Consider the following 22,141-nt stretch of genomic DNA (forward strand, 5'->3'; position numbering starts at 1 on the left):
TACGGCAGTAAACCTATCTAATTATTTTTTAAAAAACAATAATTTGGTTAAAAATACAGTAAATCAAATTAATGCGTAAATTTATTTTAAACTTCGTTTTTCCTTTTTGCTTTGTACCATCTTTCAGGAATTACCTGATTACAGGCCTCCAAATAATCTTCCTCACTGCAAGGTAATAACGTGCTTCTTTTAAGTTTAGTATCTATGTGTGGCAAAAACGGAATCTCTATCCACCAACGCCCACTTACCGGACTTTTATAAAAAACAAGCACTTCATCATCTATAGGAACCTGATACTTTATAAACTCTTTTCTTGCCGAAATAGTATTCTCATTGGTACGATAATTAACCCCTTCAGCAAAATACCACATTATTTGCGCCATTAACATGCCTCCCAGGTTTCCGTATTTAATATTGTCGTATTCGTAAATACCAAAGGAGCTTACTTTATCACTAATGCCGGCATAGCGTGCAAGCGCACAAATTTCCTTTCCGTCAAATCCATTAGGAGAAGCAATATCCCTGGCTCCCGAAGAAGCCGCACTAACAGCCGCCAAATCTACAGCTACCATATTGGCGTCTCGCATTACCGGCTCTACCAATTTAAAGTTATTACTTAACTCACCTAAACGATACGCATCAAAAAAGAGGCGGTCCATCAACTCTATTTCATCTTGAGAATTAAAATAAGTTTGATAACCCAAATTTGAATAATTAAACAAATTATAAGGCTGATTCACAACTATTTTACTGATATAAGACCTATTATTTATAGGGCTCTCTGCATCACCCAAATCAAAACGACTATCTATATTCACAAGATTAACCATTTGGTCTAAGGTATCGTATGCCCTGTATTGTGCGTAAACCAAATCCTGACTTCCGCCCAAAATCATAGGAATAACATCTTTTTTCACCAGTTGCGCTACCAGGGTCTGTAACGCAAAATACGTATCTTCTACAGTTTCGCCTTTTTCAATATCACCTAAATCTGCAATGGTAACATCCCAGTTTCCGGGATACAAACTATAAAAAGCTTTTCTGACTTCTATAAAATCAAAAAAATCTATTTCATCACCAAGGCGATTTTCCCTAACACCAACAACAGCAACTTGTACAGTTTCCAAATCTGGCAAACCTTCTTCTAAAGTATGCTTTTTTATGGAATTACCTAAAGAATGCTCACCAAACCCGGCAATTTCCTTTAGCAAATCTTCAGAAAGGGGACTCAGAAAGTCTAAATCCATATATTATTTCTTCTTTTTGGTAGTCGTTTTTTTCTTAGAAGCAGTTTTTTTAGCCGCCGTCTTTTTAGCAGGTGCTTTCTTTTTAGTGGTTTTCTTCTTAGACTTTTCTTCTATAATCTCCTGCACCTCCTGTAAAGTCAAATTTTCTGCATCGGTAGTTTTTGGCAGTTCAATCTTGGTTTTCCCTTTTATAATATTGAATCTTCCCCAACGTGCTTTTTCCACTCTAATTCCTTCTTCTTCCCAATTATGGATTAATTTCTCGCGTTCCTTGCGTTTTTTATCCTCAATTAAGGTTTCAATATCTTCAACAGAAAGATTATCAAAATCGTATTTTTTATTTACGTTAATAAAAATACCATTCCATTTTAAGAAAGGGCCAAAACGCCCCACGCCTTTCTGCACAGGCATATCTTCGTAATGGTGTATTGGCGCATCTGCTTTTTCTTTCTCTTTTATTAACTCCATTGCACGCTCAAAATCTACGTTTAACGGATCTTCTCCTTTTTCAAGAGAAACATATTTTTTCCCAAATTTCACATAAGGACCAAAGCGACCATTGTTCACTTCTACTTTTTCACCTTTATACTCCCCTAATTCTTTTGGAAGCTGAAAAAGGTCCATCGCTTCTTCATATGTAATTGAATCTAAGGTTTGGTCTGGCCCAAGACTGGCAAATTTTGGTTTTTCATCGTCTTCTACAGAACCAATTTGAACCATGGGTCCAAATTTACCCAATCTTACACTTACAGGTTTGCCGGTTTCAGGATCTTCACCTAAAATTCTTTCACCAACTTCCCTTTCAGCGTTTTTGGCAACATCCAGCACCTGCGGGTGGAATTCTTCATAGAATTCTTTCATCATATGGGTCCACTCTTCATTCCCTTCGGCTATATCATCAAAACTCTGCTCAACTTTGGCGGTAAAATTATAATCAAGAATGTTCGAAAAATGATTTACAAGAAAATCGTTCACCACCATCCCCACAGCAGTTGGCACTAATTTGCCTTTATCACTACCAACGGTTTCAGTTAACTTGTTTTCTTTAATATTTTCACCTTTAAGCACAAATTGCACATACTCGCGCTCTGTACCTTCTACCGATCCTTTTTCAATATAATTTCTATTTTGAATAGTAGAAATTGTTGGAGCATAAGTTGAAGGACGACCAATCCCCAATTCTTCCAGTTTCTTTACCAAAGAAGCCTCGGTATACCTATAAGGCGGCCTGGTGAATCGCTCTGTAGCGGTAATATACTTATTATTAAGTGGCTGATTTTCTTTTAAAGCAGGCAGCATTCCATTTTGCTCTTCTGCCTCCTCATCATCGGTACTTTCTAGATAAACCTTTAGAAATCCGTCAAATTTCAACACCTCTCCATTAGCCGTAAAGAGTTTGTCGTGTTTAGAAGCTTCAATTTTAACATTGGTACGTTCTAATTGAGCTTCACTCATTTGTGAAGCAATAGCGCGCTTCCAAATTAGCTCATACAAGCGTTGTTCATCCCTATCTGCCCTTACCGAATGATTGGCAAAATTTGTAGGCCTAATCGCTTCATGAGCCTCCTGTGCGCCTTTAGTTTTTCCTTTAAATTGCCTTGATTTAGCGTATTTATCTCCGTAAGCTTTTAAAATTTCTTCTTTAGCTCCTTTTCTGGCATCTTCTGAAAGGTTTACCGAATCTGTTCTCATATAAGTAATATGACCTGCTTCGTATAAACGCTGTGCCATAGTCATGGTTTTGCTTACCGAGAAATACAACTTCCTTGCGGCTTCCTGTTGTAAAGTGGAAGTGGTAAATGGTGGCGCCGGAGATTTTTTAGCTGGTTTGGTAGTAAGCTCAGCCACCTTAAAATCTGACCCCAGGTTTTCCTGAAGAAATGCTTCAGCTTCTTTACGGGAATCAAAATTCTTTGGAATTTTAGCTTTAAAAGATTTTCCTTGCTCTGTAGCGAATTCAGCATCAATTCTAAAGGAAGCTTCCGCTTTAAAATTTTGAATCTCGCGCTCCCTTTCAACGATAAGTCTCACTGAAACCGACTGTACTCTCCCGGCAGAAAGACCTCCTTTAACCTTTCTCCATAAAACCGGTGAAAGCTCATAGCCCACCAATCTATCTAAAACCCTTCGAGCTTGCTGGGCATTTACCAGGTTATAATTAATCCCTCTTGGGTTATCTATAGCTTTAAGAATAGCCGATTTGGTGATTTCATGAAAAACAATTCTTTTTGTTTTCTCTTTTTTAAGCTTAAGCTCCTCTGCAAGATGCCAGGCAATAGCTTCTCCCTCCCGATCTTCATCACTTGCCAGCCAAACCATTTCAGCATCTTTAGCAAAGCCTTTTAGTTTTCTAACTACATCCTTCTTATCTTTAGAAACAATGTATTTTGCTTTAAAATCGCCCTCGGTATCCACACCTAATTCTTTGGTAGGCAGGTCGGCAATATGCCCAAAACTGGATGCCACCTTATAATCTTTTCCCAAAAATTTCTCGATGGTTTTTGCCTTGGCAGGGGACTCTACAATCACTAAATTCTTTGCCATAACTCTCTTTTTTCTAGCTGCAAAAGTATATCAATTTTTTATTAACAACCTAAAGCATTTCACAAAACAACTCCAAATAAGCCGCAAAATAGCCTCATTCAAGACTTCGCACAATAAAAAGTTTTTTCTGAACAACATAAAAAAACCCCACGGATTTGTGGGGTAACCTTAAAAAACCAAACAAATAAAATCAATTGAGCCTAAAAGAATTTAGCAAATTGATCTCATTACCTTTATAAGTATATTGGAAGAGTGTATTATCCCCAACCATTAAGAGCACTTCCTCTAAAGGGATGACGTCATAGGTGTTAATGTCTGGAAAGTGATCTATTAACTCCAGGTTGGGGGTATTTTTTGTATCAAATATTTTTAAGCCTGCATTGCCATCGCAAACAAATAACCAGTCATCTTTTACACCCAATCCATACGGATTTTCCATCGCGTAAGATTGCAGCAATTGTGGGTTGGATTTATTGGCTACATCTATCACATCAAGCTGACTCCATTGCTGTCCGCACGCATTTCCACCTCGAATGGTTACATAAGCAATATCATCTTTTACCACTACCGGATCACAACCTAGGATATGGCTAAACACAGACCTAAACTGAGGCGCAGCGGGATCTTCTATACTATAGATATACATCCCCCTGGAACTTCCAAGGTACAGATGCTTATCTTTTTGAAAGATAGTTTCAATATCGTCACCTACCCATTCTGTTTTTATCAGTTCAGGATTTTCTAAAGCTGAAATATTAAAAACTGACAATTGATATTGATCTACAGTATATAAATAATCATCGTATATATTAAATCTAGCCAAAGAACCTCCTGTCCCCGAGCCTCCAAAAGAATTGGACAACTCAAAAGCATCACCCCTGTCGTTTGCCACCCATCCATTATCATTTGCCATCTCAATTTTCCTGGTTTCCATAAGATATCCCACTATTACCTGGGTTTCAGGATTAAAATTATCGCTATCCATAAAAGCCGCATTGGCCGGTATACGGGTATTATGGTTTGGAAAAACATTTTCTATGCGCTCTCCCTGCTTAATATTATTCATATCACTAACGTCAAAAACCACCATATCCATAGCAGAGTTTGCAAATAGCATATCATCCTTTACCGCGATATCTGTGTTTTGCGGAATCTCAAGAAATTTAATTTTCACAGGATTTCGTGGATCGGTATTATCTATAATATGTACTCCTTTATAATCATCATTTATAAAAACATAATTACCATAAGCATAAATTTTACCCGCCTGGGTAATTGCCCTGGGCTCCGAAATTTCAACCATTGCCCTAAACTCAGCTATAGGCTTAACAATAGGGACCGCAACATTATAAAAATCTTCCTCAGCCTCTTCCTTTTCACAAGATGCGAATAAAGCCATTAAAACGAGTAAAGAAAACAGATAAAAGTTGCGTAAATTTCTCATAATAATCAGGTTAGTCCCTATAGAGATAACAAAAACACTAAATGGTTGCGTTAGAAAATTAAAAAAATTGCTGTCACTTTGTCAGAAGTCTGTTTTAGCCTTATCTTTGCCCTTCTTAATCCTGAAAAGGAAACTGTGAATTATGGAGAAGAAAATAGATGAGAAAAAGCAGGGAAATGCCCTGGTAATGGAGCCCAGAAAAGAAAATAATCGCAAGCTTTTCATTGAAAGCTATGGCTGTGCAATGAATTTTAGCGATAGTGAAATTGTAGCCTCCATTCTTGCTAAAGAAGGTTTTAACACCACCCAAAAGCTTGAAGAAGCAGATCTTGTTTTAGTAAATACCTGCTCTATTAGAGAGAAAGCCGAACAAACAGTTCGAAAAAGGCTTGAGAAATACAATGCTGTTAAAAAAACAAACCCGGGGATGAAAGTTGGCGTTTTAGGCTGTATGGCCGAACGTCTTAAAGAGAAGTTCCTTGAAGAAGAAAAAATAGTAGACCTTGTAGTTGGCCCAGATGCCTATAAAGACCTACCCAATCTTATAAACGAAGTAGAAGCAGGTCGCGATGCTATTAATGTACTCCTTTCTAAAGAAGAAACTTATGGCGACATTTCGCCTGTTCGTTTACAAAGCAATGGAGTTTCAGCTTTTGTTTCCATAACAAGGGGTTGCGATAATATGTGTACCTTTTGTGTGGTGCCTTTTACCCGTGGAAGGGAACGAAGCCGTGATCCACATAGTATCATAGAAGAGGTTAACGAACTTTGGGACAAAGGTTTTAAAGAAATTACGCTTTTAGGCCAAAACGTAGATAGTTATCTTTGGTATGGTGGGGGCTTAAAAAAAGATTTTAAAAATGCTTCTGAAATTCAAAAAGCCACAGCCATTAATTTCTCCCAACTTCTAAAATTAGTTGCTGAAGCACAGCCAAAAATGCGAATTAGGTTCTCTACTTCAAACCCACAAGACATGACTTTAGATGTAATTGAAGTAATGGCTGCTTATCCTAATATATGTAAACACATTCACTTACCGGTTCAAAGCGGAAGCAATAGGATGCTTAAAGAAATGAACAGACTTCACACCCGGGAAGAATACTTTAAACTTATAGATTATATTAGGGAACTTATGCCGGAATGTTCCATTTCCCAGGATTTAATAGTTGGTTTTCCAACTGAAACCGAACAAGACCACAAAGACACCCTATCTTTAATGGACTATGTAAAGTACGATTTTGGATATATGTATGCTTATTCTGAACGCCCGGGCACCATGGCTGCGCGTAAACTAAAAGACGATGTTCCTGCAAAAACAAAACAACGCAGACTGGCAGAAATAGTGAAACTACAACGTGAACATAACCACTATAGAACGCAACGCTTCCTTGGCGCTACCGTAGAGGTTTTAATAGAAAGGGAGTCTAAAAAATCCAGTGAACACTGGAGCGGCCGAATAACGCAAAACACGGTAGCGGTTTTCCCAAAAGAGAATTACAAAGTTGGAGAATTTGTAAATGTAAAAATAAACGATTGCACCAGCGCAACGCTTATTGGCGAAGCAGTAGGATATAGCGAAAACAACTAAAATTTAAGCTTATTTCAAATAAGGAGAACATATCCTTATAGGAAAAATAGTATTGTATATGGAATCAATTCAGGCAGTAAAGCAACGCTTTGGGATTATTGGAGACGACCAGCGCCTTAATCGCGCTATAGAAAAAGCAATTCAGGTTGCTCCAACAGATATTTCGGTATTGGTAACCGGAGAAAGTGGGGTTGGTAAAGAAAGTATCCCAAAAATAATCCACTCACTTTCCCACAGAAAACACGGCAAATACATTGCGGTAAACTGTGGCGCAATTCCCGAGGGGACCATAGATTCTGAACTTTTTGGGCACGAAAAAGGCGCATTTACAGGGGCCACTCAAACCCGTAGCGGTTATTTTGAGGTAGCCGATGGTGGCACCATTTTTTTAGACGAAGTTGGGGAATTACCGCTTCCTACCCAGGTTAGGTTACTTCGTGTTCTGGAAAACGGGGAATTTATAAAAGTTGGTTCTTCCAAAGTACAAAAATCTGATGTTCGCATTATCGCAGCCACCAACATTAACATGCAGGAATCTATTAAAAAAGAGCGTTTTAGGGAAGACCTTTATTACAGATTAAGCACTGTAGAAATAAAACTACCTCCTTTACGAGATCGCAAAGACGATATTCATTTACTGTTTAGGAAATTTGCCTCAGACTTCGCACTAAAATATAAAATGCCTACCATTAAGCTTCAGGACGAAGCAGTTGATTTACTGCAAAAATACCGTTGGGGCGGTAATATTAGGCAACTAAGAAATATTGCCGAGCAAATTTCGGTTTTAGAACAAGATCGTATCATTGGGCCAGAGCGTTTAAAAGAATACCTCCCCAATATTGGCAGCAATTTACCCGCAGTGATTGCCGATAAAAAGAAAGAAAGCGATTTTAGTAACGAACGAGAGATTCTTTATAAGGTACTTTTTGATATGAAAAGCGACCTTACCGACCTCAAGAAGCTCACCTTAAAACTAATGGAGAGTGGAAATACACAAAAGGTGCAGGATGAAAACGAAAGTCTTATCCAAAAAATATATGGCAATAATGAAGAAGGGGAAGACATAGATGCCGAAGAACTGGATGCTTTAAGCAACGAAAACCTGGAAGTATTACAAATTCCGCAAAACAGTCCTAACTCTGAACTCAACAGGGAAAAAGATAAATATTATTTTGCTGAAGAAATTCAGGAAGAGGAAACGCTTTCTTTACAGGATAAAGAACTGGAACTTATTAAAAAATCGTTGGAAAGACATAACGGAAAACGTAAAGCTGCTGCTGAAGAATTAGGCATTAGCGAGCGCACCCTATATAGAAAAATAAAACAATACAACCTGTAATTTAGTCCCCTACTTTATGAAAAAACTTGCTCTTCTTCTATCTGCCTTATTCATTTTTTCATTTCAATCTTGTGGAATTTATTCCTTTACAGGTGCAGATACCGGTGCTGCAGAATCCTTTCAGGTGAATTTCTTTCAAAACCAGGCAGATTTGGTAGAACCCGGAATAGACAGGACCTTCACCCTGCAATTACAGGATCTTATTCAAAACCAAACCAATTTAAGCCTGGCAAATAGTAATGCCGATCTTATTTTTGAAGGTGAAATAATAGATTTTTACGTAGCACCAATTACTGCAACAGCCGATAATACGGCTGCGCAAAACCGACTAACCATCGCAGTAAATGTTCGTTATTACAACACTCTGGAACCAGAAAAAGATTTTGAAAGAAGATTTTCTTTTTATTACGATTATCCTGCCAATGCCCAACTAGTTGGAGGTACTCTAGAAACTGCGGTAAACGAAATCTATACTCGTTTAACCCAGGATATTTTTAATGCTGCGTTAACCGATTGGTAATTATGCAAACAACCGAATTTATACAATTGCTCCAGCAGCCGGCAACAATCACCGCCGATCAAACCACTGCGTTAGAAAACATAATTCAAGAAGCCCCGTATTTTCAGGCAGCCCGTGCCATTAGGTTAAAAGGTTTAAAAGAACATCAGGAATTTAGCTACAACAGCGCACTAAAAAAAACCGCTGCCTATACCACTAACCGCAGCGTGTTATTCGATTTTATTACTTCCAAAGAATTTAATCAGAATAAAATTGCCAGGCAAATTCAGGATCAGGAAGAACAATTACGAAACATCACGGTTTTTGAACCCGAAGAGGTTTTTGCCAAAAGAAGCATGGCTATAGGTGAAGCTATTAAAATGCAGCAATCGGAATCTGAACAGGTGATGGATCCGGAGCTGTTTTCTGAAAAGCCAAAAAATGCTGAAACTTCCCAAAAAACAAATTCAGGGAATAATAAATTGAAATTAGGCAAACCTTTGGAGTTTGATGCTTCAGAATCGCATTCTTTTTCTGAATGGCTTAGGCTTACTTCAGCACAACCCATACAAAGAGAGAAACAAAAAGAAGAATCACAAAAAAATGAACTTCAGCATAAAAAATTTGAACTTATTGATAGGTTTATTTCCAAAAGTCCCAAAATAAAACCCGGCCAGCCTACCAATAAATCAAATCTTGCAGAAACCAATGCCACCCCACCCGAGTCCTTGATGACAGAGACTTTAGCAAGGGTTTATTTAGAACAAAAAAATTATAAAAAAGCCATTCAGGCATATAAAATATTAATTTTGAAAAATCCCGAAAAAAGTGGTTTCTTTGCTGACCAAATTCGAGCGATCGAAAAATTACAAGAAAATAATACAAAGCAAGAATGAGCACATTCACGATTTTTTTAGCATTAATAGTTATTGTAGCCTTTTTACTGGTAGTGGTAATTATGGTACAGAATCCTAAAGGCGGAGGATTATCTTCTTCTTTTGGCGGTAGTGGACAACAAGTAGGTGGCGTTAAGAAGACCGGAGACTTTTTAGATAAAAGTACCTGGACCCTGGCTACCCTTTTATTAGTCCTTATTTTACTTTCTAACGTAACAATTATGGACGATGCCGGTTATGGTGAATCGAAAGTATTTGACGAAGCTTCTATGCCTCAAAACACCACAACTCCACCGGCACAAATGCCAGGACAGTCAACAGAATCTGACAGCGCTCAATAAAGGCTTTATTCTTTATACAATTTACAAATGCCAGCTTATGACAAGCTGGCATTTTTTATTGGTAAATGGCAGTAAAAACGAGGTGGCATAATTTTAGAAATAGGCCTTATCGCTTATTTAAATATTAATTAACCTAAATAAATTTATAAAAAAATGGGACTAAACATTAAACCGCTCTCAGATAGAGTTCTTATTGAGCCCGAGGCAGCCGAAACTAAAACGGCATCTGGAATTTATATTCCCGAAACAGCTAAAGAAAAGCCACAACGTGGTAAAGTAGTAGCAGCAGGCAAGGGTACTAAAGATCATGAAATGACTGTGAAAGTTGGAGATACTGTACTTTATGGAAAGTATTCCGGTACAGAATTAAAACTGGATGGGACAGATTATTTAATGATGAGAGAAGACGATATACTTGCAATAGTGTAAACTTCTTTTCCCCCGCTTAAGGAAAGGTTTAAAATAAATATTAACAATTAGATTTCCGTTTTAACGGAAATGACAAAATATAACTAACAATGGCAAAAGATATAAAATTTGACATTCAAGCTCGCGACGGAATTAAGCGCGGTGTAGATGCATTGGCAAATGCCGTAAAGGTAACTTTAGGTCCAAAAGGACGAAATGTAGTAATAAGCAAATCTTTTGGGGCACCAAACGTAACCAAAGATGGTGTTACAGTAGCAAAAGAAATTGAACTTGAAGACCCATTAGAAAACATGGGGGCTCAAATGGTTAAGGAAGTTGCTTCTAAAACCAATGATCTTGCAGGAGATGGTACTACCACCGCTACTGTGTTGGCACAGGCTATCGTAAAAGAAGGCCTTAAAAACGTTGCTGCCGGTGCAAGCCCAATGGATCTAAAAAGAGGTATAGATAAAGCCGTAGAGGCCATTACCAAAGATTTAGAAAAGCAAACAAAGGAAGTTGGTGATTCTTCAGAAAAAATAAAGCAGGTAGCTTCTATTTCAGCAAATAACGACGAGCACATAGGTGATCTTATCGCCAAGGCTTTTGGCAAAGTTGGAAAAGAAGGTGTAATTACTGTAGAAGAAGCCAAAGGTACCGAAACACACGTAGAAGTGGTGGAAGGTATGCAGTTTGACCGTGGTTATCTTTCTCCATATTTTGTGACAAATTCAGAGAAAATGACTGCAGATCTTGAAGATCCGTACATTTTATTGTTCGACAAAAAGATCTCTTCCATGAAAGATTTGCTTCCAGTACTTGAGCCGGTAGCACAATCTGGAAAGCCTCTTTTAATTATTGCTGAGGATGTTGACGGCGAAGCCCTTGCTACCCTGGTAGTAAACAAACTACGCGGTTCTCTTAAAATTGCTGCCGTTAAAGCTCCAGGATTTGGAGATCGTAGAAAAGCAATGTTAGAAGATATCGCTATCTTAACCGGTGGTACCGTAATTTCTGAAGAAAGAGGATTCTCTTTAGAAAATGCTACTATAGATATGCTGGGTACTGCTGAAAAAGTAGCTATCGATAAAGACAATACTACTATTGTAAACGGTGCTGGTGATAACAAGCAAATTGAAGAACGTGTAAACCAGATCAAAGCTCAGATCGAAACCACTACTTCAGATTATGATAAAGAAAAACTTCAGGAACGTCTAGCTAAATTAGCTGGTGGTGTTGCCGTACTTTATGTTGGTGCAGCTTCAGAAGTTGAGATGAAAGAGAAGAAAGACCGTGTAGATGATGCCCTTCACGCAACCCGTGCGGCTGTAGAAGAAGGAATTGTTGCCGGTGGTGGTGTTGCTTTAGTTAGAGCTCAGGCTGTTCTTGCCAAAGTAAAAGCTGAAAATGATGATGAAGCAACAGGAGTTCAGATAGTGGTTAGAGCTATTGAAGCTCCACTTAGAACCATCGTAGAAAATGCCGGTGGCGAAGCTTCTGTTGTAATCAATAAAGTTCTTGAAGGTAAAAAAGAGTTTGGTTACGATGCAAAAACCGACACTTTTGTAGATATGATGAAAGCCGGAATTATAGATCCTAAGAAAGTAACTAGAGTTGCCCTTCAAAACGCTGCTTCTGTTGCCGGAATGATCTTAACTACCGAATGCGCGCTTATTGATCTTCCAGAAGAAGACAAAGGCGGTGGCGGAATGCCAGGTGGAATGGGCGGAGGTATGCCCGGAATGATGTAATGGCCCGGCCATAACAACCTATTAAAAAACCCGTTTCTTAATTGAAGCGGGTTTTTCTTTTTTTCTCAGGAACTTAAAAAGTTAGATTATAAATTATTTTTCCAATCCCGGAACAATCCTTTTGCCGTGATAAGCTTTGGCTCCAATTTTTTGGTGTAATTCTTCGATATTTCCATCGGTGATTTTTCCTGCACAAATAACCTGCATATCTCCAGCCTCCAGTAGTATATTCTTGAGTTGAGAAAGCCCCTTTATAGCAGTACTTTCTCCGCCTGAAGTTAGAATACCACTAATAAGTCCGGTTTCTCTTAAACACTTCACCGATTCCAAAATATTGCGGGTTTCATCAATAGCTTTATGAAATATACACTTCATGGGCTTTGCTATTATTGCCAATTTTTCAACGGATTCAACAGCTATAGTTTTATCATTTGCCAGCATGCCCAGTACTACACCCTCTACCCCAATTTCTTTACAAAAAGTAATGTCACTGGCCATTTGTTCAATTTCAGCACTATTATAATTAAAATCACCTCCACGGGGCCTAATCATCACGTGCACCGGTATTTGTAACTGAGACTTGACTAAACCAATCAATTCTCTTGAAGGTGTTAAGCCATCCAACTCTAAATTGGCACAAAGTTCAATTCTATTGGCGCCATTTTTTTCTGCAATTATGGCCTGCTCCAAACTCTCTACACAGGCTTCTTTTAAATAAGACATCAATTTATTTTTTTTATAAAATCGAAGCTACCTTTTCTAAGGTTAATTCCAAATTCTAAATAAGCTTTTAAACAAGCGAGGAAATTTGCCCAACCTTCGGTATTTCTTCCAAACCATTGAAGACCCATCTCATCTGCTTCCATCTTTCCTTCGGTTATTTTTACCAGCGTATTGGAATTGGAAATCTGCACAAGCCTAATTTCAACCAGAAGAATTTTATCTTTTGCTCCCTCCCATTCAAATGAGACAAACTCATAGGGAACTAATTTCAACACCTTTACAGGCACATATTCATTAAATTCCGGGAATTTCCAGCTAATTGATTTCCCCTCTTCCATCATCCCGGAGCTTCCCTCGATAAAATAATGCTTCATTTTCTCGGGGTCTCTGATTGATTCAAAAACCTCAGCTTTTGGTTTTGCAATTTGCAGAGCGGTTTTAATTTCTAACATTTTCATAAGTTAAAATTTTTTCGATAATGGAGATTTGTCCCGATAGTATGGGGACAAATCTCCATTATCAAGCACTAAAGTTAAAGAATAGGTTTTAATCAAATAAAGTTTCCATTTTATTAAATTTAATATCTTGGCAGCTCCTTGAGAACCTTATCTAATGAATAAATTTTTAAGAGCCCTTATTTTAATAGCAGGGCCATTGTTATTTTTTATACTTCAAATACTGGGTGCTCCAGAATCTATGCCCCCGGCAGCATTTGATATTCTTTGCATCACCATCTGGATGGCATTATGGTGGGTCACCGAGGTTATCCCAATTTCGGTTACCGCTTTGCTGCCCATTGTCATGTTTCCCCTAACCGGAGCTTTAAATATTGAAACCACAACTGCTGCTTTTGGTCATAAATATGTGTTTTTATACCTGGGCGGGTTTATACTTGCTGTAGCTATAGAAAAATGGGATTTACACCGAAGAATTGCACTGAATATCATTAACCTGATTGGAAGCAAGATAAAATTCATCATTTTAGGCTTTATGATTGCCACTGCATTTCTTTCTATGTGGATATCCAACACCGCAACATCAGTAATGATGCTGCCAATTGGCACCGCAATAATTAGTCAATTAAAAAACAATCCTTTTAGCGAGGAAAATGAACCTATGGTTTTTGGCAAAGCCCTTATGTTGGCTATTGCCTATAGTGCATCAATTGGCGGAATTGGAACACTAATTGGAACACCTCCCAATCTGGTTTTTGCTGGAATAGTTGAAGAACTATATAACATTGAGATCAGTTTTCTAAAATGGGCAATGTTGGGGATTCCTATCTCGGTTTTCTTATTGTTTATCTGTTGGAAATACCTCACCAGTTTTGCATTTAAGTTTGATAAAACTGAATTTCCAGGCGGAAAGGCCGAAATTACCAAACTCCTAAAGTCTTTAGGAAAAATAAGCAAACAGGAAAAAAGAGTACTTATTATTTTTGGTTGTACCGCTTTTCTCTGGATCACAAGATCCTTTTTAATTCAGCCCTTTCTACCTTTCATAGATGATACTATAATAGCTATTATTGCTGCAATAGCACTTTTTATTATTCCGTCAGGAAAAGGAACAAAACCTCTATTAAATTGGGATGAAGCGGTAAGAATTCCATGGGGAATTATTTTACTTTTTGGCGGAGGAATGGCACTGGCAAAAGGTTTTAGTGAATCGGGGCTGGCCACCTGGATAGGCGAACAACTTACCTACCTACAGCATTTACCACTATTTTTGTTGATCTTAATTCTTGTAGCTACGGTTAATTTTCTTACTGAGGTCACTTCTAACCTTGCTACTACGGCCATGTTACTACCTATTTTAGCGCCTATGGCTTTAGCGATGGGGCTTCATCCTTACTTACTTTTAATAAGTGCCACCCTTGCTGCATCCTGTGCTTTTATGCTTCCTGTTGCTACACCACCAAATGCTGTAGTTTTTGGATCAGGCTATCTAAAAATTCCAGACATGATAAAAACCGGGTTATGGATGAACCTATTTTCTATTTTTCTAATAAGCTTACTCGTGTATTTCTTTTTACCTAGTATTTGGGGATTTAAAATTAATGAGATACCCGAAATTTTTGCATAAAAAAAGAGGGGTGTCTCCCCTCTTTTCTTTAAATAAATTTTTAGGCTAATCTGCCCACCATAATTCAGTTCCCTGTTCGTCTGGTCCCTGTTCCTGTATAGCTGCTTCAACATTAGCTCCATTTGTATTATATTCCTGGTTACCATATCGCATTCGTTGTGGATACTCCCCGTTTAGGGTTCCTGCCGAATAAATATCGTAATCTGAAACACCATTTGCCAATTGGGCAGGGTAACCTGTATCCCTTACAATTGCCCAGGCTTCAAACCCATCGGTATAAGAAACAATCCACCTTTGAATGGCGATTTTTTCTAAGTTCTCTTCATCGGTTCCGTTTAACAGTGCCATTTCTTCATTAGCAATAAAAGCTTCTATCTCGCTTTCATCAACTCTCCAAACCTTCATAGCCTGTCTTATTCCTTCCTGATAAAGAGCTTGGGCATCACCAGTACCAAAACCTTTTATAATAGCCTCTGCCTGTAAAAAGTTACCTTCGGCAGCGGTAAATACAACCTCGGGGAAAATTTCCTGTCCCTGATTTTTCGGGTTAATAATCCAATCTGCCGGCTCAGAAAACAAGTCGTTTTTAACGTGAGGATAGATTTCAGGATTTAACCTGGAAGGCTGCCCCACGTAATAATCTTCATCATCAGCTACCGTAATGGTAAATTCATCTCCCGAACCAGTTTTCGTATAGTCCACTCCTGCGTTATCAAGTTCATCTAAAATAAACTCAACATGTTTATCAAAAAGACTTGCTCCTGCACCTTCAGCCGGTTTTGTAAAAGTAAACTCTCCTCCCTTAATTGGTTTGGCGTAACGAGACAATCTGGGATCGTTGTTATCTCTTAAATAATCAATAAGAGTTTTTCCAACATTCCATTTGGAACCAATTCCTCCGAAATTATGCCAAATATCGCCATATGCTGCATTTCCAAATTGGTCTATCTCGGTATCTTTTTCCATCAACGCGTTATCCATTTCGGTTGTTAAAAGCGGCGCCTGTAAAGCTTCTGAAATAGCTGTTTCGGCAAAATCTGCACCCGGTGCCCCCTGTGCCCTTAAAGCCATCCTTAATTTTAAGGTATTTGCCATTTTTTTCCATTGTTGCATATCTCCATTAAAAAACAAATCGTTTTCTGCAAGAAACTCGATACCACTCCCTGTTTCGGTTTGATCTCCAATAATGCTCATTGCCTGATCCAGATCGGCTATTACTCCACGGTAAATTTCCGATTGACTATCTAATTTTGGAGTAATTATATCTGGGTCTAATGCTTCTGAATAGGGCACCATTCCAAAAGTATCGGTATACATCTGGTAATAAAGGCCTTTCATTATAAGACCAAGGGCGTAAAAATTCTGATTTTCCAAATCGCCACCTTCACCTACAAAATTTTGATACACACTTAGGTTACTTACATAACCAGCCATCCAATTATAGGTAGCATCGGTATATCCGGCACTATAGTTATAGCCCAATGAGCCAGACCACCAGCAACCGTTAAAACCAAAAGTGAATTGACCTGCATACCTGTCGGCATGAATTAACTGTGCTCTCCAGTAAGGAAACCGGTTGGGCGCATAAAGTTCAATTTGAATCCCGGTAAGAAAGTATTTGGCACTTACCTCGTCAGATCCAAATGCATCGGGTCTTGTATTGATCTCCTCAAAATCGGAACATCCGGCAAGCAAAAAGACCAACAACAAGCTTGTGCTAATTGTTTTTAATATTCTTTTCATAATTATTTTTATTAAAATTTAATATTAATATTTAAACCAAGACTACGAATAGTTGGTGCGTTGTTAAGGGAAATACCCTGGCCTGATAATCCTGTACCTATAGATGCATCGGGGTCTATATCGTCAGCTTCTTTATAGATAAAAAATAAGTTTCTACCAATTACACCTATAGAAGCAGAAGTTAGGCCTACATTATTGATAGTCTCTCCCGGCAACCTATAAGTTAAAGCAAATTCCCGAAACCTAATATTAGTTTGATCGTAAACATAATTTGAAGTAATCCCTGAATAACTTCCCCAATATTGCTGACCGGTAATTTGAATATCATTTTGCTGGCCTGTAGCCTCATTAATGGCATCTACGGTTATCCCTCCATCTCTGTATTGAAGGCTTCTTTCCGATACCCCGGCACCGTCAAGATAAGATGAGGTGGCTGAATAAATCTCTCCGCCAAATCTACCATCTAATAAAAATCTGAAATTCCAGTTTTTATAGGTAAAGGTATTGGTTAAACCACCAATAAAGTCGGGTTGTGCATTCCCCAGCTTTTCTCTTTCCACCGAAGCTATCGGGAAACCCTCTGCATTCACTAATCTTTCTCCGTTTTCATTGGTCTTCCAGGTGGTTCCATATAAATCACCAATTCCGCCACCAACTTCGGCCCTCACAGAAAGACCTCCTAAACTATTTAATACGGTATAATCTAAACCATCAATTAACTCTACAAGTTTGTTATTATTTCTGGACATATTTACAGAAATATCCCATCTAAAGTTTTCATTTTGCACGGGAATACCTCCAAGCATCAATTCAAACCCGTTATTTTTTACCTCTCCAACATTCTCTTTAAAGAAGCTATATCCAGTTGCGAAAGGAACAGGTACATTAAAAATCATATCATTGGTTACGATCTCATAAATTGAAAAATCCCCGTACAACCTGTTTTTAAACATATTAAATTCAACTCCAAATTCAGTAGATTTAACGCTTTCCGGTTTTAGGTCGGGATTTAATTTTACGCTAGGCCCTTCTAAAACAGTTAAGCCTAAATACCCCTGCTGTGGCACACTAAAAGTTTGGTATAATTGGTATACTCCCGTGTCGTTACCTACTTCTGCCCAACTGGCCCTTAGCTTAAGCATATCCAAAAACTCTCTATCCGGATCTATAAAGCGGTTTACCAATAATGAATAACTTACAGAGGGATAGAAGAACGAGCGGTTATCTTCACGTAAAGTTGAAGACCAATCATTTCTTGCGGTTAAATCTAAATACATAAAATCATCGTAAGAAAAACTAAAAGAACCGTATAATGAGTTAATCTTTTTAATTCCTAACGGAGTATGTGTACTGGTTTGTACGTTTGTATTATTTAAAAATGCCCTTGAAGGTAACCTAAATTGATTTCCGCTAACGCTCATCCCTTCAAAAGTACGTTTAGATAAACTTCCCCCAATATTGGCAACCAGGTTTAGCTTTTCTGTAAGATCTTTATCTGCCGTAAATAGAAAATCGCTATTTATTTCTACATTTTTACGATTACCAAAATTTAAACGACCATCATAAAAAAAGTGATGCCCATAATCCTGAATAATTTCCGTTCTAACATTGGTTACATCACCACCAATTCTAATAAAAGCAGAGAGCCAATCATTAAACTCATAATTCAATTTTGTAAAACCTAAAAACCTATCTCTACGTTCATCGTTCGTATCTTGTTGTAGCATCCAATAAGGATTACCCGTACTCTTATTCTGGCCCGCATAACTTATGGCGGCATATTCATCTGGAAATAGTTCTGGATTAGACCATAAGGAAGGCTTATACCTTTTAAGATCATCGATAGCTGTATTTCGTGGCATCCTATATACATAAGCCAAAACCCCTTCTGTACCTACATTCACTCTATTCTCAAGTTCCTGAGTAAAATAGGTGGCTTTAGTATCTAAGGTTAACCTATCAGATAGATCTATAAGTCCTCTTAAATTGAAGTTATGGCTTTGAAGTTCAGAATTCGGAATAACCGAGGTTGTTCTATTGTTTGTGTAAGAAAATCTTACACTATGATTTTCTCCCCCCTGATCCATGGAAATGGTGTTTATACTTTTAATCCCATTTTCAAAGAAATCTTCCACGTTATCTGGCTGTGCAGTATAAGCTCTCTGCTCTCCGGTATAGTACAATTGCTGCGAACCATCTAATAATGGCCCCCACGAGCTGGATCCAAAATTATCTAAATCTGAATAAACCGCACCATTGGTCCCCTGTCCATATTCATTTTGCAGATCGGGAAGGAACATAGTTTCTTCAATAGAAATATTAGAATTAATAGATATACCTAAACCAGCACCTCTTGTTCCTTTTTTAGTAGTTATTAATATAACCCCACTGGCGGCCCTGGAACCATAAAGCGCAGCCGCGTTTGGACCTTTAAGTACTGAAATCGATTCTATGTCTGCCGGGTTAATATCTGTAATTCCCCCACCGGTAACCGTGCTATTAAAGATACTTCCTCCAGATTCATTTCCTGAAGCATCAATTGGAATCCCATCTACAACCACCAGCGCCTGGTTATTTCCGGTTAAAGTATTATTACCACGAATAGTAATCCGGGAACCAGAACCTACTCCACTAGCCTGATTAACTACCAAACCGGCTACCTTACCCACTAAGGAGCTGGCAACATTATAGTCTTTTACGGTATTTACTTCTTCCGAATCTAGCTCGGTAACAGCGTAACCCAGAGATTTCTTCTCTCTCGTTAAGCCCAGGGAAGTTACTACCACTTCATCTAAAGCCTCTGTATCCTGAGAAAGCTGTAGATTAATCGTAGCCCGCCCATTTACGGAAACCTCCTGTTTAACGTAACCTACCATAGAAAATACTAAGGTAGCATCATCGGTAACCTCCAGGGAATAGTTCCCATCAAAATCTGTAGAGGTTCCGTTATCGGTTCCTTTTTCCAGTACAGTAACTCCCGGTAAAGGCATTCCGTTTTCAGAATCTGTTACTGTTCCTGTTACTGTCTGCTCCTGCGCAATCAAGTTCTGATTAAATGAAAAAAACATTAATCCAAGCAGGAATAATAATTTTTTACCCATGTGTAAAATAGTTTTGGTTAGAATTTCACGTCTTAAAAACGCCTTTCACATATAAATATAACCAAATGTTACAAGAGTGTTAACGATTTTGCTCTTTTTTCGAGAAAAAGCATGTTTAAAACGTTAAAACACTAATTATAACTCAAACTATTTTGAATAAAAAATAAAAAGAATTGTATGTTTTTTAAAATTTTTAATTAATCCTTCGGGCTTATTAAATTAATTTCTTTTGAGTTTAGGAAAGTTTTATGATCTACAAAAAACTCATTCCTTAGAAATTTAGAAGTTTGATTATCTTCTAATGCTTCTTCTGAAGAGTATAGATTAATTATGATTTCTTCATTATCATAATATGTATCGTTAAGATTTATCTTTACCTTTTCAAAAGCCGGCTTGGTAAACGTATAAGCAGGCTCTGCTGGAGTCACAGGATAAAAGCCCATCATAGAATATACCAGCCAGGCACTCATCGTCCCGGTATCATCATTACCTGGAAGCCCAGCGGGTCTGTTTGTATAGTATTCATTGATAAGTTTAGTAACCCTTGATGAAGTTTTAGCTTCACTGTCCTCAATATAATTATAAAGGTAAGGGTAAAGTATATCGGGCTCATTGGCCATATCGTAATGCCCTCCATCAAAAACTTTATCAAGTTTATCTTCAAAAGCAGTAGCCCCACCCATAAGTTTCATTAACCCCTTAATATCGTGTGGTACCATGAACAAATATTGCCAGGCATTACCTTCTATATAGCCTACATTTTTTTCAAAGTTTGCTCCGGCTAACGGGTCAAAAGGCTCATACCATTTTCCATCACTGTATTTTGGCTGTAAAAAGCCTGTTTTTGGATTGTAAAGCTTTTTGTAGGACAAAGATCTGTTTAAAAATGTTTTGTAGTCTTTTTCTTTCCCCAATCTTTTTGCCAATTGCGCAATAGCATAATCGGCTATGTTATATTCCAGTGTTGTTGAAACCGGTCCCGCAACGCCACCATCAACGCCTAAATAACCAAGATCAATATAAGATTTAAGACCGGGCCTCAAAGGATTATTAACTGTATCAAGTGCACTTTTCAACATAGCCTCATAAGCTTTTTCTACATCAAAGTCTGTTAGACCTCTTACGTATGTATCTGCCAACACTACAGCAGCAGGATCTCCTACCATGGTAAACGTCTCAGTTGAGTTTAGTTCCCATTTCGGCAACCATCCATTCTCATCGTACATCTCAAGCATAGAATTCACCATTTGCAGCTGCTCTTCAGGATATAACAAACTCATTAACTGATGATAATTTCTATAGGTATCCCATAATGAAAAAGTGGTATATCTTGTACCCTTGGTTTTACCAATTTTCCCGGTGGATACCTCAGGGTATTCCCCATTAAAATCATTTAAGATATTAGGGTGAATTTGAGTGTGGTATAAAGCCGTATAAAAGATAGTCTTATCATCCTTGCTTCCTCCTTCAACTTCTACAACCTGAAGCTTTTCATTCCAGGCCTCTTTGGTTTTAGCATATACCTCTTCAAAAGTTGAAGCTCCCACCTCATTTTCCAGGTTCTCCCTGGCATTATCTATACTCACATAAGAAACGCCAATTTTAACTTCTACCTCTTGCGCTTCTTTAAAGTTATAGGTCATATAAGCTCCAATACTATCACCTACTACTTCCCGGGTAAACCCTTTTTTAATTCGGGTTTTACCATTGTAGCCCATCCATTGAGCTTCTTCACCTTCATATTTATAAGGAGTTTTCCAGGCACCAAACTCATCAGCAGCTTTTGAAAATTTAGCCACAAAATAAACCGGATAAGCAGCTTCAGCATTATTATAGCAAAAAGAACCTACTGTGCGCATTCCTTCAATCTCATTAGAGGAAACAACACGAAGCATCCCTCCCTGTTCATTTGTAAGTCCTAAACCTAAATTCAATAAAATATTAGATTTTCCTGCCGGAAATGAATATCGGGAAACACCCACTCTTGTACTCGCGGTGGCTTCTGCTTTTACATTATATTTATAAAGATTTACCGAATAATACCCAGCCTTTGAAACTTCATTTTTGTATGTACTCCCGTATTGTAAATGATTTGTTTGCAACTCCCCTGTTGTAGGCATAGTAATAATCACACCAAGATCGGGACAACCAACTCCGCTTAAATTAACATGAGAAAAGCCTGTTAAAAACCGGTTTTCATTAACGTAAGGATTAGACAGCCATTGGCTATCTTTCTCCAGTGGATTAAGGTCTATTCTTCCGGCAACATTAAAAGGAGAAACACTGGCCATCCCCCTTGGAGCTATGGCTCCGGGATTGGTTGCTCCATAATTAGAAGTTCCTATAAAAGGATTTACATAATCTACCGGGGCTTCTTGTGCGGTTATAAAACCGGAAACTAAAAAAGCCAGTACTGGAAAAATAATATTTTTCAT

At 38.0% G+C, this 22,141-nt stretch carries 16 protein-coding genes; 8 read left to right on the forward strand and 8 right to left on the reverse strand.

Translation table 11 applies throughout. The annotated features are described in order from the left end of the window. Nucleotides 1-86: 86 nt before the first annotated feature. The 3 genes from I6U50_RS03945 to I6U50_RS03955 form a co-directional block, all read right to left on the reverse strand. The gene (locus I6U50_RS03945; protein WP_198627401.1) at nucleotides 87-1,247 is read right to left on the reverse strand and encodes a formimidoylglutamase; all 1,161 of its coding nucleotides are present in this window, start codon (nucleotides 1,245-1,247) and stop codon (nucleotides 87-89) included. Between the two features lie 3 nt (nucleotides 1,248-1,250). Then, nucleotides 1,251-3,791, reverse strand: coding sequence for a type I DNA topoisomerase (topA, locus tag I6U50_RS03950; RefSeq protein ID WP_198637937.1), 2,541 nt, complete (start codon nucleotides 3,789-3,791; stop codon nucleotides 1,251-1,253). Between the two features lie 190 nt (nucleotides 3,792-3,981). Continuing rightward, a complete protein-coding gene (locus tag I6U50_RS03955; protein ID WP_198637938.1) occupies nucleotides 3,982-5,235 on the reverse strand; it encodes an LVIVD repeat-containing protein in 1,254 nt (417 codons plus the stop codon). Nucleotides 5,236-5,377: 142 nt separating this feature from the next. On the opposite strand from I6U50_RS03955, the gene miaB reads away from it, so the two are divergent. The 7 genes from miaB (at nucleotide 5,378) to groL (ending at nucleotide 12,057) form a co-directional block, all read left to right on the forward strand. Continuing rightward, nucleotides 5,378-6,823 (forward strand): tRNA (N6-isopentenyl adenosine(37)-C2)-methylthiotransferase MiaB, encoded by a 1,446-nt coding sequence (gene miaB, locus I6U50_RS03960; protein WP_198637939.1) that lies wholly within the window; start codon nucleotides 5,378-5,380, stop codon nucleotides 6,821-6,823. Between the two features lie 58 nt (nucleotides 6,824-6,881). After that, nucleotides 6,882-8,162, forward strand: coding sequence for a sigma-54 interaction domain-containing protein (locus I6U50_RS03965; RefSeq protein WP_193710243.1), 1,281 nt, complete (start codon nucleotides 6,882-6,884; stop codon nucleotides 8,160-8,162). Between the two features lie 16 nt (nucleotides 8,163-8,178). Then, nucleotides 8,179-8,682 carry an LptE family protein gene (locus I6U50_RS03970; RefSeq protein ID WP_193710242.1) on the forward strand — a complete coding sequence of 168 codons (504 nt, stop codon included), beginning with the start codon at nucleotides 8,179-8,181 and terminating at the stop codon, nucleotides 8,680-8,682. A 2-nt stretch (nucleotides 8,683-8,684) separates the two neighbouring features. Then, a complete protein-coding gene (locus I6U50_RS03975; protein WP_198637940.1) occupies nucleotides 8,685-9,557 on the forward strand; it encodes a hypothetical protein in 873 nt (290 codons plus the stop codon). Continuing rightward, nucleotides 9,554-9,898, forward strand: coding sequence for a preprotein translocase subunit SecG (gene secG, locus I6U50_RS03980; protein ID WP_193710240.1), 345 nt, complete (start codon nucleotides 9,554-9,556; stop codon nucleotides 9,896-9,898). Before I6U50_RS03975 ends, secG begins: the two co-directional genes overlap by 4 nt. 153 nt (nucleotides 9,899-10,051) lie before the next feature. Next, nucleotides 10,052-10,327 carry a co-chaperone GroES gene (locus I6U50_RS03985; RefSeq protein WP_193710239.1) on the forward strand — a complete coding sequence of 92 codons (276 nt, stop codon included), beginning with the start codon at nucleotides 10,052-10,054 and terminating at the stop codon, nucleotides 10,325-10,327. 89 nt (nucleotides 10,328-10,416) lie between these two features. Continuing rightward, a complete protein-coding gene (gene groL, locus I6U50_RS03990; RefSeq protein WP_193710238.1) occupies nucleotides 10,417-12,057 on the forward strand; it encodes a chaperonin GroEL in 1,641 nt (546 codons plus the stop codon). A 93-nt stretch (nucleotides 12,058-12,150) separates the two neighbouring features. On the opposite strand, the gene I6U50_RS03995 is transcribed toward groL, so the two are convergent. Next, complete coding sequence (locus I6U50_RS03995) at nucleotides 12,151-12,780, reverse strand: copper homeostasis protein CutC (RefSeq protein WP_198637941.1); 630 nt, start codon at nucleotides 12,778-12,780, stop codon at nucleotides 12,151-12,153. Next, nucleotides 12,780-13,238: an SRPBCC domain-containing protein gene (locus tag I6U50_RS04000; protein ID WP_198637942.1), complete on the reverse strand. Its 459-nt coding sequence runs from the start codon at nucleotides 13,236-13,238 to the stop codon at nucleotides 12,780-12,782. Before I6U50_RS04000 ends, I6U50_RS03995 begins: the two co-directional genes overlap by 1 nt. 154 nt (nucleotides 13,239-13,392) lie before the next feature. Between I6U50_RS04000 and I6U50_RS04005 the strand changes: the two genes are divergently transcribed. Next, entirely contained in the window at nucleotides 13,393-14,862 is a 1,470-nt protein-coding gene (locus I6U50_RS04005; protein ID WP_198637943.1) for an SLC13 family permease, read from the forward strand. 45 nt (nucleotides 14,863-14,907) lie between these two features. On the opposite strand, the gene I6U50_RS04010 is transcribed toward I6U50_RS04005, so the two are convergent. The 3 genes from I6U50_RS04010 to I6U50_RS04020 all read right to left on the reverse strand — a co-directional run bounded on the left by I6U50_RS04010 (nucleotide 14,908) and on the right by I6U50_RS04020 (nucleotide 22,141). Beyond that, nucleotides 14,908-16,605, reverse strand: a complete 1,698-nt coding sequence (locus I6U50_RS04010) for a SusD/RagB family nutrient-binding outer membrane lipoprotein (RefSeq protein ID WP_198627393.1) — start codon at nucleotides 16,603-16,605, stop codon at nucleotides 14,908-14,910. An 11-nt stretch (nucleotides 16,606-16,616) separates the two neighbouring features. Continuing rightward, nucleotides 16,617-19,706 carry a SusC/RagA family TonB-linked outer membrane protein gene (locus tag I6U50_RS04015; RefSeq protein ID WP_198637944.1) on the reverse strand — a complete coding sequence of 1,030 codons (3,090 nt, stop codon included), beginning with the start codon at nucleotides 19,704-19,706 and terminating at the stop codon, nucleotides 16,617-16,619. A gap of 197 nt (nucleotides 19,707-19,903) precedes the next feature. Beyond that, a complete protein-coding gene (locus tag I6U50_RS04020; RefSeq protein WP_198637945.1) occupies nucleotides 19,904-22,141 on the reverse strand; it encodes a GH92 family glycosyl hydrolase in 2,238 nt (745 codons plus the stop codon).

The sequence above is a fragment of the Salegentibacter maritimus genome (assembly GCF_016236975.1).
GTDB lineage: Bacteria > Bacteroidota > Bacteroidia > Flavobacteriales > Flavobacteriaceae > Salegentibacter > Salegentibacter maritimus.